The 18816-nt window shown below is 45.7% G+C and carries 15 protein-coding genes; 9 read left to right on the forward strand and 6 right to left on the reverse strand.

The features are described from left to right. Nucleotides 1–74: 74 nt before the first annotated feature. On the reverse strand, nucleotides 75–1247 hold the full coding sequence (locus AC0QUU_RS08005) for an NAD(P)-dependent malic enzyme (protein WP_474541935.1): 1173 nt from the start codon (nucleotides 1245–1247) through the stop codon (nucleotides 75–77). A 185-nt stretch (nucleotides 1248–1432) separates the two neighbouring features. On the opposite strand from AC0QUU_RS08005, the gene AC0QUU_RS08010 reads away from it, so the two are divergent. After that, a complete protein-coding gene (locus tag AC0QUU_RS08010; RefSeq protein ID WP_474541937.1) occupies nucleotides 1433–2092 on the forward strand; it encodes a Crp/Fnr family transcriptional regulator in 660 nt (219 codons plus the stop codon). Nucleotides 2093–2220: 128 nt separating this feature from the next. After that, nucleotides 2221–2502: a DUF2325 domain-containing protein gene (locus AC0QUU_RS08015; protein ID WP_474541939.1), complete on the forward strand. Its 282-nt coding sequence runs from the start codon at nucleotides 2221–2223 to the stop codon at nucleotides 2500–2502. Nucleotides 2503–3219: 717 nt separating this feature from the next. Here AC0QUU_RS08015 and AC0QUU_RS08020 read toward each other — a convergent pair. After that, nucleotides 3220–3933, reverse strand: a complete 714-nt coding sequence (locus tag AC0QUU_RS08020; RefSeq protein ID WP_474541941.1) for a S1 RNA-binding domain-containing protein — start codon at nucleotides 3931–3933, stop codon at nucleotides 3220–3222. 201 nt (nucleotides 3934–4134) lie between these two features. On the opposite strand from AC0QUU_RS08020, the gene AC0QUU_RS08025 reads away from it, so the two are divergent. The 7 genes from AC0QUU_RS08025 (at nucleotide 4135) to AC0QUU_RS08055 (ending at nucleotide 12748) form a co-directional block, all read left to right on the forward strand. Continuing rightward, the gene (locus AC0QUU_RS08025; protein ID WP_474541944.1) at nucleotides 4135–5784 is read left to right on the forward strand and encodes a putative manganese-dependent inorganic diphosphatase; all 1650 of its coding nucleotides are present in this window, start codon (nucleotides 4135–4137) and stop codon (nucleotides 5782–5784) included. Nucleotides 5785–5802: 18 nt separating this feature from the next. After that, nucleotides 5803–6474, forward strand: a complete 672-nt coding sequence (locus AC0QUU_RS08030; RefSeq protein ID WP_474541946.1) for a flavin reductase family protein — start codon at nucleotides 5803–5805, stop codon at nucleotides 6472–6474. Nucleotides 6475–6662: 188 nt separating this feature from the next. Next, nucleotides 6663–7958, forward strand: a complete 1296-nt coding sequence (eno, locus tag AC0QUU_RS08035) for a phosphopyruvate hydratase (protein ID WP_474541948.1) — start codon at nucleotides 6663–6665, stop codon at nucleotides 7956–7958. Nucleotides 7959–8182: 224 nt separating this feature from the next. Then, complete coding sequence (locus tag AC0QUU_RS08040) at nucleotides 8183–9103, forward strand: nucleotidyltransferase family protein (protein WP_474545544.1); 921 nt, start codon at nucleotides 8183–8185, stop codon at nucleotides 9101–9103. Nucleotides 9104–9263: 160 nt separating this feature from the next. After that, the gene (gene galE, locus AC0QUU_RS08045; RefSeq protein WP_474541950.1) at nucleotides 9264–10280 is read left to right on the forward strand and encodes a UDP-glucose 4-epimerase GalE; all 1017 of its coding nucleotides are present in this window, start codon (nucleotides 9264–9266) and stop codon (nucleotides 10278–10280) included. A gap of 146 nt (nucleotides 10281–10426) precedes the next feature. Next, nucleotides 10427–11095 (forward strand): YkgJ family cysteine cluster protein, encoded by a 669-nt coding sequence (locus AC0QUU_RS08050; RefSeq protein ID WP_474541952.1) that lies wholly within the window; start codon nucleotides 10427–10429, stop codon nucleotides 11093–11095. Nucleotides 11096–11248: 153 nt separating this feature from the next. Next, on the forward strand, nucleotides 11249–12748 hold the full coding sequence (locus AC0QUU_RS08055; protein WP_474541954.1) for a polysaccharide deacetylase family protein: 1500 nt from the start codon (nucleotides 11249–11251) through the stop codon (nucleotides 12746–12748). A 24-nt stretch (nucleotides 12749–12772) separates the two neighbouring features. Here the strand turns inward: AC0QUU_RS08055 and AC0QUU_RS08060 are convergent, their stop codons facing one another. From AC0QUU_RS08060 to AC0QUU_RS08075, 4 genes are all read right to left on the reverse strand, one after another. Then, on the reverse strand, nucleotides 12773–14665 hold the full coding sequence (locus AC0QUU_RS08060; RefSeq protein ID WP_474541956.1) for a heavy metal translocating P-type ATPase: 1893 nt from the start codon (nucleotides 14663–14665) through the stop codon (nucleotides 12773–12775). A gap of 134 nt (nucleotides 14666–14799) precedes the next feature. Then, on the reverse strand, nucleotides 14800–15075 hold the full coding sequence (locus AC0QUU_RS08065) for a metal-sensing transcriptional repressor (RefSeq protein WP_474541958.1): 276 nt from the start codon (nucleotides 15073–15075) through the stop codon (nucleotides 14800–14802). Nucleotides 15076–15987: 912 nt separating this feature from the next. Continuing rightward, nucleotides 15988–17478, reverse strand: a complete 1491-nt coding sequence (gene galT, locus AC0QUU_RS08070; RefSeq protein ID WP_474541960.1) for a UDP-glucose--hexose-1-phosphate uridylyltransferase — start codon at nucleotides 17476–17478, stop codon at nucleotides 15988–15990. 45 nt (nucleotides 17479–17523) lie between these two features. After that, entirely contained in the window at nucleotides 17524–18696 is a 1173-nt protein-coding gene (locus tag AC0QUU_RS08075) for a galactokinase (protein WP_474541962.1), read from the reverse strand. Between the last annotated feature and the right edge of the window lie 120 nt (nucleotides 18697–18816).

The raw sequence follows: 18816 nt of genomic DNA on the forward strand, positions 1-18816 counted from the left end.
TAAACTGTCCTGCAGCAGATTCCCTGCGGGATTTATCAATCGTTTATTATATCACATATTAAAAAGTATTACTGCTAGATACGTGCCACGCCGCTCTTGCGTGCAGCCTCAGCTACAGCGCCCGCAACTGCGTCTTTTACGCGGGGATCAAATGCAGCCGGAAGAATATAATCCGGATTCAGCTCCTCATCGCTTACCAGGCCTGCAATTGCGTAGGCAGCAGCAATCTTCATTTCATCGTTAATGTCGGTTGCGCGTACATCCAGTGCACCGCGGAAAAGACCCGGGAAGCAGAGTACGTTATTTACCTGATTCGGGAAATCGGAACGTCCGGTAGATACAACTGCAGCTCCGGCTTCTTTTGCCTCGTCCGGGAAGATCTCCGGTGTCGGGTTCGCGCAGGCAAAGATGATCGGATCTTTCGCCATTGTACGTACCATATCGCCTGTTAATGTACCGGGTGCAGATACACCGATAAAAATATCAGCGCCCCTTAATACATCGGCCAGAGAACCTTTTTCGTGATTCTGGTTTGTGATTTTGGCCATCTCTTCTTTAATCGGATTCAGGCCGTCACGTCCTTCATAGATCGCACCTTTGCGGTCAGTCATAATTACATTTTTCAGCCCCATGGAGATGAGCAGTCTGATAATTGCGATTCCGGCTGCTCCGGCTCCGGATGTAACAATTTTGACGTCAGACAGCTTCTTTCCTACAAGTTTCAGAGCATTGATAACGCCGGCCAGTGTGATGACAGCTGTTCCGTGCTGGTCATCATGAAAGATCGGAATATCACAGCATTCTTTTAATCTTTTTTCAATCTCAAAGCAGCGGGGAGCGGAAATATCTTCCAGATTCACTCCGCCGAAGCTTCCTGCCAGAAGACGTACTGTCTCGACAATGTCATCCACCTCTTTACTGCGGATGCACAGCGGAATAGCGTCAACATCGCCAAATTCCTTGAAGAGCACACATTTCCCTTCCATAACCGGCATGCCTGCTTCCGGACCAATGTCTCCCAGACCGAGTACGGCAGTACCGTCTGTAACAACTGCCACTGTATTCCAGCGGCGGGTCAGGTCAAAGCTTTTGTTGACATCCTTCTGGATTTCGAGGCAGGGCTGAGCTACACCGGGGGTGTAGGCAAGGCTTAAAGCCTCTTTGGAATTTACAGAAGCTCTTGATTTGACTTCAATTTTTCCTTTCAGTTCATAATGCATTTTTAATGATTCTGATGCATAATCCATGGTAGTTCCCTCCTGTTAAAAAATATGCATTGTCAGGGGAAATATATCCCGGCAATTTTACCATATTCATATTTTACACAATTTTTTCCGGCATGTAAACCCGGAATTAGAAACCTGGACAGAATTATAGCAGCTTGTGCATTCTCCGGGACTATGCTACATTTTATAAAAACGGGAGGTGCTCTATGGAAATATCTGAATATTTTCCGGTCTGGGATAAACTATCCACGGAACAACAAAACAGACTGACCGGTTCGGCAATTCGGTGCAGGGCCAAAAAAGGCGGCATAATCCATGGAGGAACAGAAGAGTGTCTCGGGCTTCTTCTGATCTGTTCCGGACAGCTCAGAGCATATATTTATTCTGAAGAAGGGAGAGAAATAACTCTGTATCGTCTGTTTGAGAGGGATATCTGCCTGTTGTCCGCTTCCTGTATGATGAATGGCATTCAGTTCCCTTTCAGCGTTGAAGCGGAAAAAGAAACGGACTTCTGGCTGATCCCTCCGGATATATACAGAAGAACAATGGAGGAATCAGTATCATTGTCCAATTATACTAATCAGATTATGGCAGAAAGGTTTTCTGAGGTAATGTGGCTGATGGAACAGACTATGTGGAAAAGCTTTGACAGAAGACTTGCCGAGTTCCTTCTGGAGGAGAGTGCTCTGGAAGAGGACAGTACGCTTGTGATAACTCACGAAAAAATTGCCAATCATATGGGAACAGCAAGAGAAGTAGTTACCCGTATGCTGAAATATTTTCAGAATGAAGGACTCGTCACATTGTCGCGCGGGAAAATAGTGATTACAGATCTGATAAAACTGGTACAATACAGTAAAAAATGAGAATGAATTTCAAAATTCTCTTGAAATTTTGATATGAATCGTGTATTATGTTGATATAGGTTAGGCACAACTAACCAAATCGGAGATAAAAAATGTCAGTTAAGTTTGTAATTTCAGGAGGATATAATATGAGTGTTGTAATTATAGGCGGCCATGACAGAATGGTGTGTCAGTACAAGAAAATATGTAAGCAGTTCAACTGTAAGGCAAAGGTATTTACGCAGATGTCGGCAAGTCTGGGCAAACAGATCGGCAGTCCGGATGTGATTGTACTTTTCACCAATACTGTTTCCCACAAAATGGTTCGCTGCGCCGTAGAAGAGGCAGAACGCTGTAATGCGGATGTAATCCGGTGTCATACCAGCAGCAAGAATGCATTAGAAGAAATTCTCGGCAATGTATGTGCATAAAGATTTGAATTTATGCGTGGAGAAAGCTTCCGCCGGGGAGTTCGGGTATGGTGCCGGAGAGCACGCTTTCGCTCGGAACGCGGCGCAGCGGTACATAAGAGCGCAAAAGACGCGCTCTAAGTGCCGGCGCCGCTTTACGGCTCTCCATCACCATACCCGAACTCCCCGGCTGCGTTTTCTCCACTCACAATTTCAAATTCAAACGAGAAGAAACGAAGGCAGAACTTTATCGGCTAATATGGTAACTGTATTCCGTGCTAATGTATAAAAACGAGTGCATTTCCTGTTTGAAAAGCGGAAACCGGATAAACAGTTAGCCGTAGTTGAAAAAGTTCTGTCTTTGTTTTTGTTTGTTGAATTTGAAATTATCTGTGACAGTGTCGGTTGGATGAGAGCAGAAAATGCTTGGATACAGACGGCTGGATACGCCTTTCGGAGAACGGCTGGGGAGATTTTGGGCGACTTTGGAGCAGAATTTAGTAAAACAAAAACCCTGGGTGCAGGCGTTAGGATTTTCAATGGAACTGTCCGAGCGGAACGTGAGTTTCCATTGAAAATCCTGTTTTTAGCCTGTATCCAGGGCTTTTCTGTTTTACTTTATTCTGCGGAACGGAGATCAAAATCTCCCCAGCCGCTCTCCGAATACGATTTCTGTTTACTCTGTATCAAAGTATTTTCGGACCTTTTTCAGTCCCATGCCGCAGATAAATTCAAAGTTTACAGCTTAAGATTTTTGAAGAGATCCCCCAGACTGGTTCCGATGTTTTCGCTCTTCGGAATTACAACTTTTTCTTCCGGCTCTTCTTTTACTTCTTCCAGAGCTTTCATGCTCAGGCTGACTTTGCCGTCTTTTATGCCGATTACTTTTACTTTTACTTCATCGCCTGCGTTCAGTACGTCAGAGGGAAGCTTTACACGCTTCTGAGAAATCTGAGATACGTGAACCAGACCGGACAGTCCGTTTTCGAGCTTGACGAATGCGCCATAATTCTGAAGTGTCTCAACTTTGCCGTTCAGTACCGTGCCGATCTTGAGACTGGCAATCTGTTCTTCTCTGGCTTTCTTCTCTTTCTCTTTTAAAATCTCACGTGCAGAGAGAACAAGGCGATTGCTTGCCTGATCCACGTCGATAACACGCACCTCGATATCTTTCAAAAGATAGGTTTCAAGATCCTCAATATAGGAAAGGGAAAGCTTGGAAGCGGGAATAAAGCCCCGAAGGCCTTCCACCATGACAATGACTCCGCCGTTGACAACACCTTCCACTTTTACAGGAAGAACAGTCTGTTTTTCCATATATTCCGTAACTCTGTTCCATGGATTGGCATCGTCAAAATGTTCTTCGTAGTCAGCCATTGTTTCTTCCGGTTTCTCCGCTGTTGTTTCTTCCGTTTCGTTTGTCTGTAATTCTTCCTTTAATTCTTCGCTCATTGTGCAGCACCTCAACTTACTTTCTTTTTGTTCAATGGCAACAGTATACCATATTCCGGGCAGAAAAAACAACAGTCAGCCGCAATCCTGACTCAAAATCTTATAATTTTGGTTGACGAAAGTGCAAAAAAATGGCAATCTGATAAATAATAACGAATGAAGAGCTGCCGCGGTGGCTGCTCTTATGAATGGAGAGAGAAAATGAACAGGGAAAAAGAGAGAAAAATATATGTAGTTGGACATAAAAACCCGGATACAGATTCTATCTGTTCCGCTATTGCTTACGCTGCTTTGAAAACAGCAGTAACGGGAAAGAAATATGAACCGCGGCGTGCCGGCCAGCTGAACGAGGAAACCCAGTATGTGCTGGAGCGCTTTCAGGTGAAGACACCGGCTCTTCTGTCAGATCTGCGGGAACAGATCAAGGATCTGGAACTGAAAGAAGTAGAAGGATTAAAAGACAGCATTTCCATCCGGACGGCATGGGAAAAAATGAGAGAATCGAATATCCATACACTTCCGGTTACAAGAGACGGAAAGCTGGAGGGGCTGATTACGATCGGAGATATTGCCATGACCTATATGGAAGTATATGACAGTACAATTCTGTCAAAAGCGAGGACTCAGTACAGAAATATCGCCCGGGCTGTTGACGGAGAAATTATTACCGGAAATGAACATGGATATCTGTTGAAGGGAAAATCCGTTATTGCCGCTTCCAGCAAAATTCTGATGTCGGATTTTATCAACAAGGATGACCTTGTAATTATGGGAGACAGAAAGGATGCCCAGCAGTGCGCGGTTGATATGGACGCCAGCTGTATGGTGGTATGCCAGAACGCCCATATTTCAGAGAAAATCATAAAGCAGGCCGAGGAAAAAGAAATTGTGATTATCCGTACGCCTCACGACACATTTACAGCTGCGCTCCACATTAATCAGAGTATCCCGGTGAAATATTTTATGACAAAAGATAACCTGGTTACATTCCGGATGCGGGATTATGTTGATGATGTAAAAGAGGTAATGGCAAAAAAACGGTTCCGTGATTTCCCTATTGTGGATAATAAAGGAAAATTTCTGGGGCTTATTTCAAGACGAAGACTTCTTAATGTACACAAAAAGCAGGTTATTCTGGTTGATCATAACGAGAAGAGTCAGGCTGTTGACGGAATTGATGAAGCAGAGGTTCTGGAGATTATTGATCATCACAGGCTGGGCAGCATTCAGACCATGGCGCCGGTATTTTTTCGTAATCAGCCGGTAGGCTGTACAGCAACCATTATATATCAGATGTATCAGGAGGCCGGCGTGGAAGTAAGTCCGGTAAATGCAGCGCTTTTATGTGCGGCAATTATTTCAGACACCCTGATGTTCCGCTCGCCTACCTGTACACCTCTGGATGAAACTACGGCAAAGACGCTGGCAGCTATTGCAGAGGTTGATATTGAAAGTCTGGCTCAGGAAATGTTTAATGCAGGAAGTAATCTGAAAGGAAAGAGCGCGGAAGAAATCTGCTTCCTTGATTTCAAGCAGTTTACGGTTAATGATACGGTGTTCGGCGTGGGACAGGTGAATTCCATGAGCGCTGACGAGCTGAAGGAGATCAAAAAGATAGTAGAACCTCATCTGGAAAAAGCGCGCAGCGCTCACGGCCTGAATATGATTTTCTTCATGCTGACCAATATACTGACAGAGTCTTCGGAGCTTCTGTGCTGCGGGCCGGATGCCAGAGAAAAGCTGATCGGGGCCTATGATCTTCCGGAAGATACAGAAGAGCTCATGCTGAAAGGAGTAGTTTCCCGTAAAAAACAGCTTGTGCCGGCGCTTGTCGCGGCTCTGCAGCAGTAGATGAAAAAGGAGAGAACAATGGCAAAACAGATCTGGAAACCAGGCAATATGCTTTATCCGCTGCCGGCGGTTATGGTCAGTACAGCGGACCGCAGAGGAAATTCGAATATTATTACAATTGCGTGGACGGGAACCGTGTGTACCAACCCTCCCATGACATATATTTCCGTTCGCCCGGAACGGTATTCTTACCACATGATAAAGGAAAGCGGCGAATTTGTTATCAATCTGACCACCCGGGAGATGATGAATGCTGTTGATTTCTGCGGCGTACGTTCCGGAAAAGATGTTGACAAATGGAAACAGTGCGGATTGACCAAAAAGGCGGCTTCTTCTCTGGACTATGCTCCTGTGATAGCAGAAAGTCCGGTTAATATCGAGTGCCGTGTTGAGAAAATCGAAGAACTTGGGAGCCATCATATGTTTCTGGCCAGGGTCATCGCTGTTTTGACAGATGAAGCATATATGGACAGAAACGGGAAATTTGAATTGAACAAAGCAGGGCTGCTGGCTTATTCCCATGGGGAATATCTGGCCTTGGGAAAGAAACTGGGGACATTCGGGAGCAGTGTGAAGAAGGCTTCTCACAAACATTCCGGCGGTCAGAAGAACAAATTTTTTCCCGGAAAAAATGCAGAAAAAAGCAGCCGGAAAAAATGTATGAAAGGACAGAATGCGGGGAAAAAATAAAAGAAGCAGAGAATAGAAATACAATTGAGAATGAATATCAATAACACTCTTGCAACGAAGAGGGAACTCTGGTAGAATACATATAGTTAGTTTAAACTAACTATATGTGAATAAATCATGGAACTCCGTATGCCCTGATTTTACCTGACTTCAGGGCAGGGGAATCCGTGGGAAAGGACGAAGAGAATATGGATTACTTACAGATCGAAAAAGTGATCGGACGTGAAATTATTGACTCCAGAGGAAACCCTACAGTAGAGGCAGAGGTGCATCTTGCCGACGGAACTTGTGCAAGAGGAGCAGCGCCCAGCGGCGCATCCACGGGCGAATTTGAAGCTCTTGAATTAAGGGACGGGAACAAATATAAGTATGGGGGAAAAGGTGTTTCCAAAGCCGTGGAGAATATTAACACCGTAATCTGCAGTACATTGCGGGGGATGAATGCCGGTGATATTTATGCGGTGGATCAGGCGATGATAGATGCGGACGGCACAAAGGATAAATCAAACCTCGGGGCAAACGCCATTCTTGCGGTATCCATCGCATGTGCGCGGGCCGCAGCGGCAGCCCTTGATCTTCCTCTTTACCGTTTTCTGGGCGGCGTAAATGCGAACCGGCTGCCTGTGCCTATGATGAATATTTTGAATGGCGGGGCTCATGCGGCGAATACAGTGGATGTGCAGGAATTTATGATTATGCCTGCCGGTGCGGAAAGCTTTCGGGAAGGCCTGAGATGGTGCACAGAAGTGTTTCATGCGCTGGCTTCCCTTCTGAAGGAAAAAGGCCTTGCCACATCAGTAGGAGACGAAGGCGGATTTGCGCCGGATCTGGGAAGTGATGAGGAAGCCATTGAATATATCCTTGAGGCAGTGAAAAAGGCAGGATATGAGCCTGGAAAAGATTTTGTGCTTGCTATGGATGCTGCCTCCAGCGAATGGAAAGGTGAAAGAAAGGGAGAGTATATCCTTCCGAAATGCGGAAAGAAATTTACATCTGTTCAATTGGTGGAGCATTGGAAAGCTTTGTGTGAAAAATACCCGATTTATTCTATCGAAGACGGTCTGGATGAGGAGGACTGGGAAGGATGGCAGATGATGACGAAAGAGCTGGGCGATAAAGTTCAGCTGGTAGGGGACGACCTGTTTGTTACAAATACGGAAAGACTTGACAAGGGCATTCGTATGGGATGCGGCAATTCGATTCTGATTAAGTTAAATCAGATTGGTTCTGTATCTGAAACTCTGGAGGCGATTAAGATGGCTCATAAGGCCGGGTATACCGCAGTTACTTCCCACCGTTCCGGTGAGACGGAGGACACCACAATTGCCGATCTGGCAGTGGCTCTGAACACGTGCCAGATTAAAACAGGCGCTCCCAGCAGAAGTGAACGTGTGGCAAAATATAACCAGTTGCTGAGAATTGAGGAAGAACTGGGAGAAGGAGCGGTTTATCCGGGATTTTCCGCATTTAATCACTGCCGGTAAATCTACGGACACAGCAGCAGTCTATAAAAAACAGAATAAGAAATAAAGGTCTGCTGAACATGCAGGAACCGGATTTTCAGGGGAAATATACCCTGATCCGGCTGCCCGGTATATTCGGCGGACCTTTTACTTTTCAGAAAATAGACAGAAAAGCTGGAACAGTTTAGGAAAATAAGGTATAGTGAAAGGAGCGTATGAAACTAAAAGCAGAGGAGGATGTTCAGATGAAGAAACCGGTATTGGTTATTATGGCCGCAGGGATGGGATCCAGATACGGGGGCCTGAAGCAGATCGACCCGGTGGACAGGGAAGGTCATATTATCATGGATTTCTCTATTTATGACGCAAAAAAAGCAGGCTTTGAAAAAGTCGTGTTTATTATTAAGAAAGAAAATGAAAAAGACTTTAAAGATGCGGTCGGCCGTCGGATTGAAAAAGTTATGGACACTGCATACGTATATCAGGAGCTGGATAGTATTCCGGAAGGATTTGCAGTTCCGGAAGGGCGTGTAAAGCCATGGGGAACAGCCCATGCAATTCTGTGCGCGGCGGGTGAGATTGATTCTCCGTTTGCTGTGATCAATGCAGATGATTATTACGGGCGCAGTGCGTTCGAAAAGATCTATCAGTATCTGACGACTCATGAAGATGATGAAAAGTACAGATATACAATGGTCGGTTACCGTCTGATAAATACTGTGACAGACAACGGCTATGTATCAAGAGGTGTATGTGCCCTCAATGAAAAGAATGAACTGGTTAGTGTGACGGAGCGGACCAGGATCGAGAAGCGCGGCAGTGGGGTCGCTTATTCTGAAGACGGCGGCAGCAGCTGGAAAGAGATTGACGGCAATACTCTTGTCTCAATGAATATGTGGGGATTTACAGAAAGCATTCTGGAGGAGATACGTTCCGGCTTCCCGGCGTTCCTGAAAAAAGGTCTGGCGGAAAATCCGATGAAATGCGAGTATTTCCTTCCTTCTGTTGTCAGTGATTTGTTAAGTGCGGGAAAAGCTTCGGTGGCAGTGCTGGAGTCTGAAGATAAATGGTACGGAATAACATATAAAGAAGATAAGCCGGCTGTAACCGCAGCGGTTCAAAAGCTGAAAGATTCCGGCAGGTATCCTGAGAGGCTGTGGAACTAAAGAACACAAGAGTGTGCAACATTTTTACCAGAAGATGAGAGAAAAGTATAAAGCTTTCCACAGGATATTATGCTATACTGTGCATGCAGACGAAAAAGAGAACTTTTGGCGGCTGCAGTCTGAACTGTAAATAATTATGCATTGGTTAGGAGGAGATTCTATGTCAATTTTAGTAACCGGAGGAGCCGGATTTATTGGAAGCCATACATGTGTCGAACTGCTTAACGCAGGATACCAGGTCGTAGTTGTGGACAACCTGTACAACGCATCTGAAAAAGCTGTAGAACGGGTAAAAGAAATAACGGGAAAAGATCTGACATTTTATAAGGCAGATATCAGGGATAAAGAAGCAATGAATGCCATTTTTGACAAAGAAGAAATCGAGTCGGTGATCCATTTTGCCGGGCTCAAGGCGGTGGGAGAGTCAGTGGCCAAACCGCTGGAATACTATGAAAATAATATCGGCGGTACCATTACACTTTGCGATGTTATGCGCAATCATGGGGTTAAGAATATTATTTTCAGCTCTTCCGCAACTGTATACGGGGATCCGGCGTTTATTCCGATTACAGAGGAATGTCCGAAGGGAACATGTACGAATCCGTATGGATGGACGAAATGGATGCTGGAGCAGATTCTGACCGATCTGCACACGGCGGATCCGGAGTGGAATGTGGTGCTTCTGCGATACTTTAACCCGATCGGAGCGCACAAGAGCGGAAAAATCGGGGAGGATCCGAAGGGAATCCCGAATAATCTGATGCCCTATATTACACAGGTTGCAATCGGGAAGCTGGAGTGTCTCGGGGTATTCGGCAATGATTACGATACACCGGACGGTACCGGCGTGCGAGATTATATTCATGTAGTAGACCTGGCAGTGGGCCATGTGCGGGCAGTGGAAAAGCTGAAGGAAAAAGCAGGCGTCTCAGTCTACAATCTGGGAACAGGAAAGGGATATTCTGTGCTGGATATGGTGAAGGCTTTCAGCAAAGCCTGCGGCAAAGAGATCCCATATCAGATTAAACCGCGCCGGGCAGGTGATATTGCAACATGTTACTGTGACGCTACAAAGGCCAGAAATGAACTTCACTGGACAGCGGAGCGCGGACTGGATGAGATGTGCGAGGATTCCTGGAGATGGCAGAGCCAGAATCCGGACGGATATAATGATTGATCCTTTTTAAAACCTGAAGAAAATGGAAAAACGCAGGAGATATGGTTCGGGCTGTACTCCTGCGTTTTCATAGTAATCACAGCAGTTTTCATGAGATAATCACTGCAGTTGAAAGGGAAAAATATCAGAAAGGTCAGAAGTGTTTTATGAAACGTATGGTTGATTTGAATCAGGTGTCAGACGGACGTCTTTACTCTTCCGGCGATATGGTAAAAACGGACTGCCGGGACTGTAAAGGATGTTCAGACTGCTGCCGTGGAATGGGCAGTTCCATTCTTCTTGATCCCATGGATATATGGAGATTTCAAGAGAAACTGCACAAAGATTTCCGGTCGCTTATAGAGAATGAGGCAGAACTGGGGATGGCTGACGGAATGATTCTCCCGAATCTGAAGATGAACGCCAAAACAGACGCATGTCCTTTCCTGGATGAAAACGGAAGGTGCAGCGTGCATGAATGCCGGCCGGGGCTGTGCAGGCTGTTTCCTCTTGGCAGATATTATGAAGAAAAGGGTTTCCGTTATTTTATTCAGATTCATGAGTGCAGGAAAAAAGACCGCGGAAAGATTAAGATCAAAAAGTGGCTGGGGATTCCAAATCTGAAAGCCTATGAAACATATATTCTTTCCTGGCATGATTTTCTGGAAAAATGCAGGGAAGGAGCAGAGACTCTTGACGGGGAGAAGAGGAGAACCCTTGCCCTCTATGTACTGCGCAGATTTTATGAGCTTCCGTTTCATGCGGACAGCGAAGAAGAGTTCTATGCGGAGTTTGCTCAAAGACTGAAAGAATCTGAAGAAAAGCTGGGGGTGTAGCGGCTATTTCTTAAGCTTTCTTTAAGAAGATATAAGATTTGCAGAGGTCTCTTGCCTTATATGAAAAATAATGCTATTTTATTGCCGTAATCAATAAGAACAGGCCGGTATCTGCCGGTCAGCTAAAAGGAAATCTACAAAAGAGAGAGGATTATGCAGAGGAGTACAAATAAGAGACAAAGGGAAGAAATAATCCGCAGACAGAGTGCGTCCGGACGGATTGTATCGGGACGAAGCGTGTCCAGAAAACAGAGAATGAAACGAGCCAGGAGAAAAAGAAGAATCCTTATTGCTGTTTTGTGTCTGCTGATTCTTGCACCTGTTGCGGCGGCGGGTATGTTTTATCAGTTTCATCCTGTATTTTTAAAGAATGATGTGATAGTGCAGGAATTAAAAGAAGCATTTCATCCGGAAAAGAATATCCGGTATGTACTGGGAGGATCGCCTTCCCAGGTAGACGTAGAAGGAAAAGTGGACACATCCAGAGTGGGAGATTATCCCATTAAATATAAATTTCGCGGACAGCAGAAGAAAGCGACAGTTGAGGTAAGGGATACAAAGGCACCGGAATTAGTGGTCAGATCTTACACTACAGATCTGGCAGAAAAACTGAAACCGGAGTTTTTTGTAGAGGAGGTAAAGGATGCTTCCGAAGTGTCCGTGAAATTTGAAAAGGAAGAGAACTTTACTAAGGCAGGAACTTATGATATTAATATACAGGCCGAAGATGAGGTTGGAAATTCAACAGTAAAAACTGCCCAGGTGACTTTGAAAAAGGATGAATCTGCTCCACAGATTGAGGGCGCTGAGGATGTTACGATTCTGCAGGGAAAGTCGCTGGATTTCCTTGCGGGAGTTACAGTAAAAGATGATATGGATCCGGCGCCGGTACTGGATGTGGATTATAAGCAGGTCGATCTGAATGCACCGGGTACATATACGGCGGTCTATATGGCGAAAGACCGGTCAGGCAATGAAAACCGGCTGGAACGCAAAATTGTGGTAAAGAAAAATGAAGAGATGAATCAGAAAATTGTATACCTGACATTTGATGACGGTCCTTCGGAAAATACGGGAAAAATTCTTGATATACTTAAAGAGTACAATGTAAAAGCAACGTTCTTTGTTACCGGAAATAATCAGAAATACGACAACCTGATGAAGCGGGCTCATGATGAAGGTCACGCTATCGGCCTTCATACATACAGTCACGATTATAAAGAAGTTTACGCATCTGAAAAGGCATATTTTGAGGATCTGAAAAAGATTTCCGACCTGGTGGAAAAGGTTACCGGAGAAAAGTCTTATATCATCCGGTTCCCCGGCGGTTCCAGCAATACAGTCAGCGCAGAATATACAAAAGGCCTGATGACACTGCTTACAAAAAAAGTACAGGAGAAAGGATATCAGTACTTTGACTGGAACTGTGATTCCACGGATGCCAGCGGCAATAATGTTCCGGTGGAACAACTGATTAAAAATGCCACGTCCTGCAGCAGTCAGCATATTAATATACTGATGCATGATACAGACGCAAAGGACACGACTGTCAAAGCCCTTCCGAAGATTATAAAGTACTATCGGGAAAAAGGATACACATTTAAGGCCATAACGGTAGATTCTTATCCGGCGCATCACGGTGTGAATAATTAGTAAAGCAAAAAAGCGGACCATTCCTTACGAATGGCCCGCTTTTTTCGCAGCTTTTTTTCTCCATCTGAGCAGGAAGGCAGAGTTTACGATGACAAGAACCGAACCGGTGTTATGTACAAGAGCGCCTACAACCGGATTCAGGATGCCGGTAATTGCCAGGATAATTGCGGCAAAATTCAGTGTCATGGAAAATGTCAGATTCAGCCGGATTGTGGTCATCATTCTTTTGGCAAGACGCAGAAGATGAGGCAGTTCTTTTATATCATCATCGACCAGAGCAATATCCGCGGCATCCACAGCGATGTCGCTTCCGATTTTACCCATTGCAATGCCCACATAGGCTTTTTTCAGCGCCGGCGCGTCATTGATGCCGTCTCCGATCATGCAGACAGGCTGCCCGTTCTGCTGATATGTATCGATCCGGGAGAGTTTATCTTCCGGAAGACATCCGGCATGGACCTCACGGATATGGAGAAGTCCGGCGATATGAACAGCGGCATTTTCGTGGTCTCCGGTCAGGAGAACCGGAGTGATTCCTGTCTGTTCCACCTGATCAATCATTTGATCTGCATCCGGCCGCAGAGTGTCTGAGAGAACAAGAAAACCGGCCGCCTGTCTGTCCGCGGCCAGATAAATAACGGTAGATCCCTCTGAGAGGTAGGATTCCGCTCTGGCACGGAGCGGGTTTGGCAGATCAATGCCTCTCTCTTCAAAAAGTTCGGGATTGCCGGCCAGAATGGATCTGTTATTTACTTCAGCTTCCACACCCCGGCCGGGAATCATATGAAAATCTTCCGGCCGGCCGGGAAGATGTCCCCTTTGTTTTTTATAACATTGTACAATCGCTTTTCCAAGCGGATGCTCGGAGCTGCTTTCCGCGGAAGCGGCACAGGAGAAGAGAGCGTCTTCCGGAAGATCTTCCATAATACTTTCTATTGCTGTGACCACAGGGGTGCCGTAGGTGAGCGTGCCGGTTTTGTCAAAGGTGATTTTTTTCACCTCTGCCAGCCGCTCCAGTGCATCTCCCTCCCGGACGAGAAATCCATGTTTCGTAGCATTGCCGATTGCTGCCATAATCGCTGTGGGGGTTGCAAGAACAAGGGCACAGGGACAGAAGACTACAAGGATGGTGACCGCCCGGATAATTTCACCGGTGAACAGCCAGGTAAGAGCCGCGGCAGTCAGGGCGCCCACTACAATCCAGGTGGCCCAGCGGTCGGCAATACTGACGATTTTTGCCTTCCCGGCATCTGCGGACTGGACAAGACGGATCATTCTCTGAATCGAACTGTCTTCTCCCACTTTTTCGGCTTTCATAAGAAAAGCTCCGAACTGATTTACAGTTCCGCTGGATACATGATCACCGGAACTTTTGTCTACCGGAAGAGACTCCCCGGTCATAACAGCCTGATTGACAGACGTTTCTCCGGAAAGAATTATGCCGTCAACCGGAATGGCCTCCCCGGGAAGTACCCGGAGCGTATCCCCGATTGTTACATCTTCTGCAGAAATGATCTGCTCAGAATCTCCTTCAATCCGCCGGGCAGTGCGGGGAGTAAGATGAACCAGTTTTTCAATTCCCGCCCTGGCTCTGGCTACGGTCAGATCTTCCAGAAGCGCGCCCAGCTGCATAATAAATGCGACTTCCCCGGCTGCAAAGTCTTCGCCGATAATGACAGAAGCAATTAATGCAATGGATACCAGTACATCTGCTTTGATGTCAAAAGCCGTTATGAGTCCGAGTATGGCTTCGAGAATAATCGGGATGCCGCAGAGTATAATGGCAATCCAGGCCATGTCAAAGGAAAACGGAGAAAAGCCAAGTATACTGGAAAGAAGTGCAATACCTGAAAGTACCAGAAACAGAATGTCTTTTTTTATTCCGCCTAATTCGAGAAGTTTTTCTAATTTATTCACTTGTAATCCTCCTATAATACAGAAAATACAGACAGCATTCTCTGATATTTGCAGGGCTATCGAAATATACCAATACCCCTATAGGTATATTATATACCTATAGGGGTATTGGCTGTCAAGAAGTAAAATAAGAATTACTTCATATTTGCAAAACGTTCCACCGCTTTTGTAAAGTTTGCGATTGTCTGCTCCACATCTCCATGTTCAATTCCATCTTTTACACAGTGATTAATATGGCCTTCCAGTACGATCTGGCCTACTTTATGAAGGGCTGATTTTGCCGCGTTGATCTGGGAAAGAATATCTTCACAGGGGATGTCTTCATCAATCATGCGGTCAATTGCCTGTACCTGCCCGATGATTTTTTTCAGACGGCGGTGAAGATTGTCAGAATCCATGCATTGTTTCACAGTAATGCCTCCTTAAATCATGTCACGAAATTTATCCCAATTATCATGTATTTATTATTTTTTGTCAAGAAACAATAGATTCGGATTTGTCGAAGGGAATCTCCGGAGAAAAACGCAGAATTCGGAAGGAAAAAAGTTTTTAGCAGACGGATTCAGAAGAGGGGGACAGGGAATTCTGTTTCCGTTCCATGAGTTAAGAAAAATAACGGAACCTGGAAATCAGCTAAAAACAGGATTTACAGCGGGCTAACTCGCATGCGCTCGGACAGAGCTCGCTGTAAATCCTGACGCTGATTCTCAGGTTCCTATTTTTCTAAACTCATTCCAAAGTCATCAGAATTCCCTGTCCCCCTCTTCTGAAAGGCGCATCCAAAAACTCTCCGGACTTCCGTTTTTCTGTTCCTCAGTCCGGAAATTCCCTTCGCAGATCCTCATAAACCAAAAAAGAAAGGGGTGCTTTAACGGCGGAGACGGCAGGTGATCCAGGCAGTAGTGATGCTTTAGATCCGGGCAACTGCAGTCGGAACAGTTCCGGTTTTTTCCTGTTTTCTGAAATTCGGAATTGTCGGGGATACTGCTGACTGGATGTGCGCAGAAAACAGCGGGATACCGCCGATTGGATGCGACTTTTGGAAATGAGGGATGTGTGCTTTTGGTGACTTTGGAGCAGATATTAGAAAAACAGAAAACCTGGCGGCAGGCGTTAAAATTTACAGCAGAATTGTCTGAGCGAATGCGAGTTTTCTGCTGTAAATTTTGCTCTTAGCCTGTCGTCAGGTTTTTTAGTTTTTCTTTATCTGCGGAATGGAAACAAAAGCACACAGCCCTCATTTCCAGATCCGATTATCCAATCTCCTGGTATCCAGGTGTTTTCGGACGCCTCTCCACTCGCAGCTCTCCGACAATCCGAATTTAAAGTGTTTCAAGAAAGCGGCGGAATGCTTTCCGTCCTTCTTCGGTATTTTTGTATACGCCGGCGTCTTCCAGAACCTGACAGAAGACTTTTCCGACTTCCTGTTCCAGAATATGATCGATGTTGTCCGCATTGACATCCGTGTATGCCGGCAGAAATTCATCTGCCCAGTCTGCATGTTTGGCAATCTGTTCGTTGCTTCGGATATCTTTGCCTTCCAGTATGTACTGACGGAGAAGTTCCATTTCTCCTTTCAGCCTGGCGGGAAGAACTGCCAGACCCATGACTTCGATCAGTCCGATATTTTCTTTTTTAATATGATGCAGTTTCGAGTGAGGATGAAATACACCGAGAGGGTGTTCCTCTGTGGTAATATTGTTCCGCAGCGTCAGATCAAGTTCAAAGAGATCTCCGTGTTTGCGGGCTATTGGCGTAATTGTGTTGTGGGGCGTCCCGTCGGTCTCCGCGAAGATAAAGGCATCCTTATCCGTATAGCCGCGCCATTTACCGAGAATGTGCTCGGCCAGATCAATGATCCGTTCAGAATCCCGGCTCTGCAGACGGATTACGGAGAGCGGCCATTTTACAATGCCGGCGGCAACATCCTCATATCCCTTTACCTGAAACTGTTCAATTACAGGTGCTTTTGCCATTGCGAAAGTATAATTTCCTCCCTGAAAATGATCGTGGCTCAGAATAGAGCCGCCGACAATCGGGAGATCTGCGTTGGAACCCAGAAAATAGTGGGGAAAAAGTTTAATAAAGTCGAACAGTTTTGCAAATGCGGTACGGTCGATTTTCATGGGAACATGTTCCCCGTTAAACACGATACAGTGCTCATTGTAGTATACGTAGGGAGAATACTGAAAGCCCCATTTTTTCCCCTGAATAGTAATTGGTATAATACGGTGATTTTCCCTTGCGGGATGGTTTGTCCTGCCCGCATAGCCTTCGTTTTCCATGCAGAGCTGGCATTTCGGGTAGGAAACGGATTTTGCTTTTCCTGCAGCTGCGATGGCTTTCGGATCTTTTTCCGGCTTGGAAAGATTGATTGTAATATCAAGAGTTCCGTATTCTGTATCCACTGTCCATTTCCTGTCTTTTTTGATGCGGTAACGGCGGATATAATCACTGTCCTGGCTTAATTTATAGTAGTAATCGGTGGCCGCTTCGGGAGATATTTTATATTTATCCCAGAATTCTGCCTGAACCTGCGACGGCCGGGGCATCAGACAGTTCATAAGTTTTGTGTCCAGCAGATCGCGGTATGTAATACTGTCCCCGATTATGCCTCTTTTTACTGCTTCGTCCAGAAGTTCTGCAAGTACATCCTCCAGGTTGATATTTTCGAGATCGCAGGGCACATCTTCATAATTATCTTCTTTCATGATGTCCAGTAAAAGGTTTGTTGTATAGACCCGTTCTGATTCAGGCGTAAGCCCTGTGCTGATTCCGTACTGAACCAGTTTTTTTATTGCTTCATAGAGCATATTTGTTAACCTCCGATTTTAAATCTGCATCGGTATGAAGGAGCATCAGCCGTCCAGGCGGGAAGCGCCGTCACCGATCTGCACAGTATAAAACTCAGCTTCATGTCCTACTTTTTCTTTGTAAGCCGTTCCGATGTTTTCAATAAATGTATCCACAGAATCATTTTTTACAATGCTGACTGTACATCCGCCGAATCCGCCGCCGGTAATACGGGATCCTATAACACCCGGTATTTTCCATGCCAGGTCAACCAGAATATCAATCTCATCGCAGGAGACAGCATAATCGTCCCGGAGAGAAATATGTGACTGGTTCATCAGTTCCCCGAAGCGGTTGATATCTCCTGCCCGGAGAGCGGCAACCGCGTCAATGGTGCGCTGGTTTTCGTAAACTGCATGTTTCGCTCTTTTCAGCTGTACCGGATCTGTGATCAGGCCTTTGTTTGCTTCAAAGTCTGCCGGGCTCAGATCCCCAAGAGATTCAATGTCAAGTTCCCTCTGGAGAGCGGCGAGAGCATCGGCACATTCCTGACGCCTGTCATTGTATGCGGAGTCAACCAGGCTGTGTTTTACTTTGCTGTTTGTGATGATGATTTTGGCGTCTTCCAGTTCAATGGGAGCATATTCGAACTTCAGTGTGCTTGTGTCCAGAAAGATCGCATTGTCCTTTTTGCCCATGGCAACGGCAAACTGATCCATAATACCACAGTTGCAGCCATTGAAATTATTTTCAGAATACTGACCGATCAGCGCAAGATCAGTCATGTTTAAGTCGGTGATGCCGAACAGGTCTGTAAGGATCACGCCGGTGAGCACTTCAAGAGAAGCTGAGGAGGAAAGTCCGGAACCATTCGGAATATTTCCCCAGATAACCATATCAAACCCGCTTTCCAGAGGGTACCCCTTCTCGGCAAATGCCCAGACTACTCCCAGCGGATAGTTGGCCCAGTTATATTTTGAATTGTAGGAAAGATCATCGAGAGATACCTCAACTACGCCAAAACGATCCAGATTCATAGAATAAAAATGAATCAGGCGGTCTTCTCTCCGGCGGGCAGCCCCATAAGTGCCGATAGTCAGAGCGCAGGGGAAGACGTGACCTCCGTTGTAGTCTGTGTGCTCGCCGATCAGATTGACCCGGCCCGGCGAAAAATAGAAACGCGCCAGGTCTGCGCTGCCGAATAACTCTGCAAATTTGTTAAACAGCTTTTTTTTCATTGTTTTTCCTCCTGAAATATTGAATTGTGAAAAGTGAAACAGTTAATCGCGAAAAAGCAGATGTTTGTTTTCATCCTGCCTGTATTATAAAATGGCCGTCAGGTTCCCGTCTATAAAAAA

Source organism: Mediterraneibacter sp. HA8405 (assembly GCF_056148955.1).

Excerpts from the sequence above, each read along its gene's own strand:
- AC0QUU_RS08030 (WP_474541946.1), top strand. The coding sequence starts at position 5,803 with ATGGCAAAACAGATCTGGAAACCAGGCAATATGCTTTATCCGCTGCCG.
- eno (WP_474541948.1), top strand. The coding sequence starts at position 6,663 with ATGGATTACTTACAGATCGAAAAAGTGATCGGACGTGAAATTATTGAC.
- AC0QUU_RS08005 (WP_474541935.1), bottom strand. The coding sequence starts at position 1,247 with ATGGATTATGCATCAGAATCATTAAAAATGCATTATGAACTGAAAGGA.
- AC0QUU_RS08020 (WP_474541941.1), bottom strand. The coding sequence starts at position 3,933 with ATGAGCGAAGAATTAAAGGAAGAATTACAGACAAACGAAACGGAAGAA.
- AC0QUU_RS08075 (WP_474541962.1), bottom strand. The coding sequence starts at position 18,696 with ATGAAAAAAAAGCTGTTTAACAAATTTGCAGAGTTATTCGGCAGCGCA.
- galE (WP_474541950.1), top strand. The coding sequence starts at position 9,264 with ATGTCAATTTTAGTAACCGGAGGAGCCGGATTTATTGGAAGCCATACA.
- AC0QUU_RS08055 (WP_474541954.1), top strand. The coding sequence starts at position 11,249 with ATGCAGAGGAGTACAAATAAGAGACAAAGGGAAGAAATAATCCGCAGA.
- AC0QUU_RS08010 (WP_474541937.1), top strand. The coding sequence starts at position 1,433 with ATGGAAATATCTGAATATTTTCCGGTCTGGGATAAACTATCCACGGAA.
- galT (WP_474541960.1), bottom strand. The coding sequence starts at position 17,478 with ATGCTCTATGAAGCAATAAAAAAACTGGTTCAGTACGGAATCAGCACA.
- AC0QUU_RS08040 (WP_474545544.1), top strand. The coding sequence starts at position 8,183 with ATGAAGAAACCGGTATTGGTTATTATGGCCGCAGGGATGGGATCCAGA.
- AC0QUU_RS08050 (WP_474541952.1), top strand. The coding sequence starts at position 10,427 with ATGAAACGTATGGTTGATTTGAATCAGGTGTCAGACGGACGTCTTTAC.
- AC0QUU_RS08015 (WP_474541939.1), top strand. The coding sequence starts at position 2,221 with ATGAGTGTTGTAATTATAGGCGGCCATGACAGAATGGTGTGTCAGTAC.
- AC0QUU_RS08025 (WP_474541944.1), top strand. The coding sequence starts at position 4,135 with ATGAACAGGGAAAAAGAGAGAAAAATATATGTAGTTGGACATAAAAAC.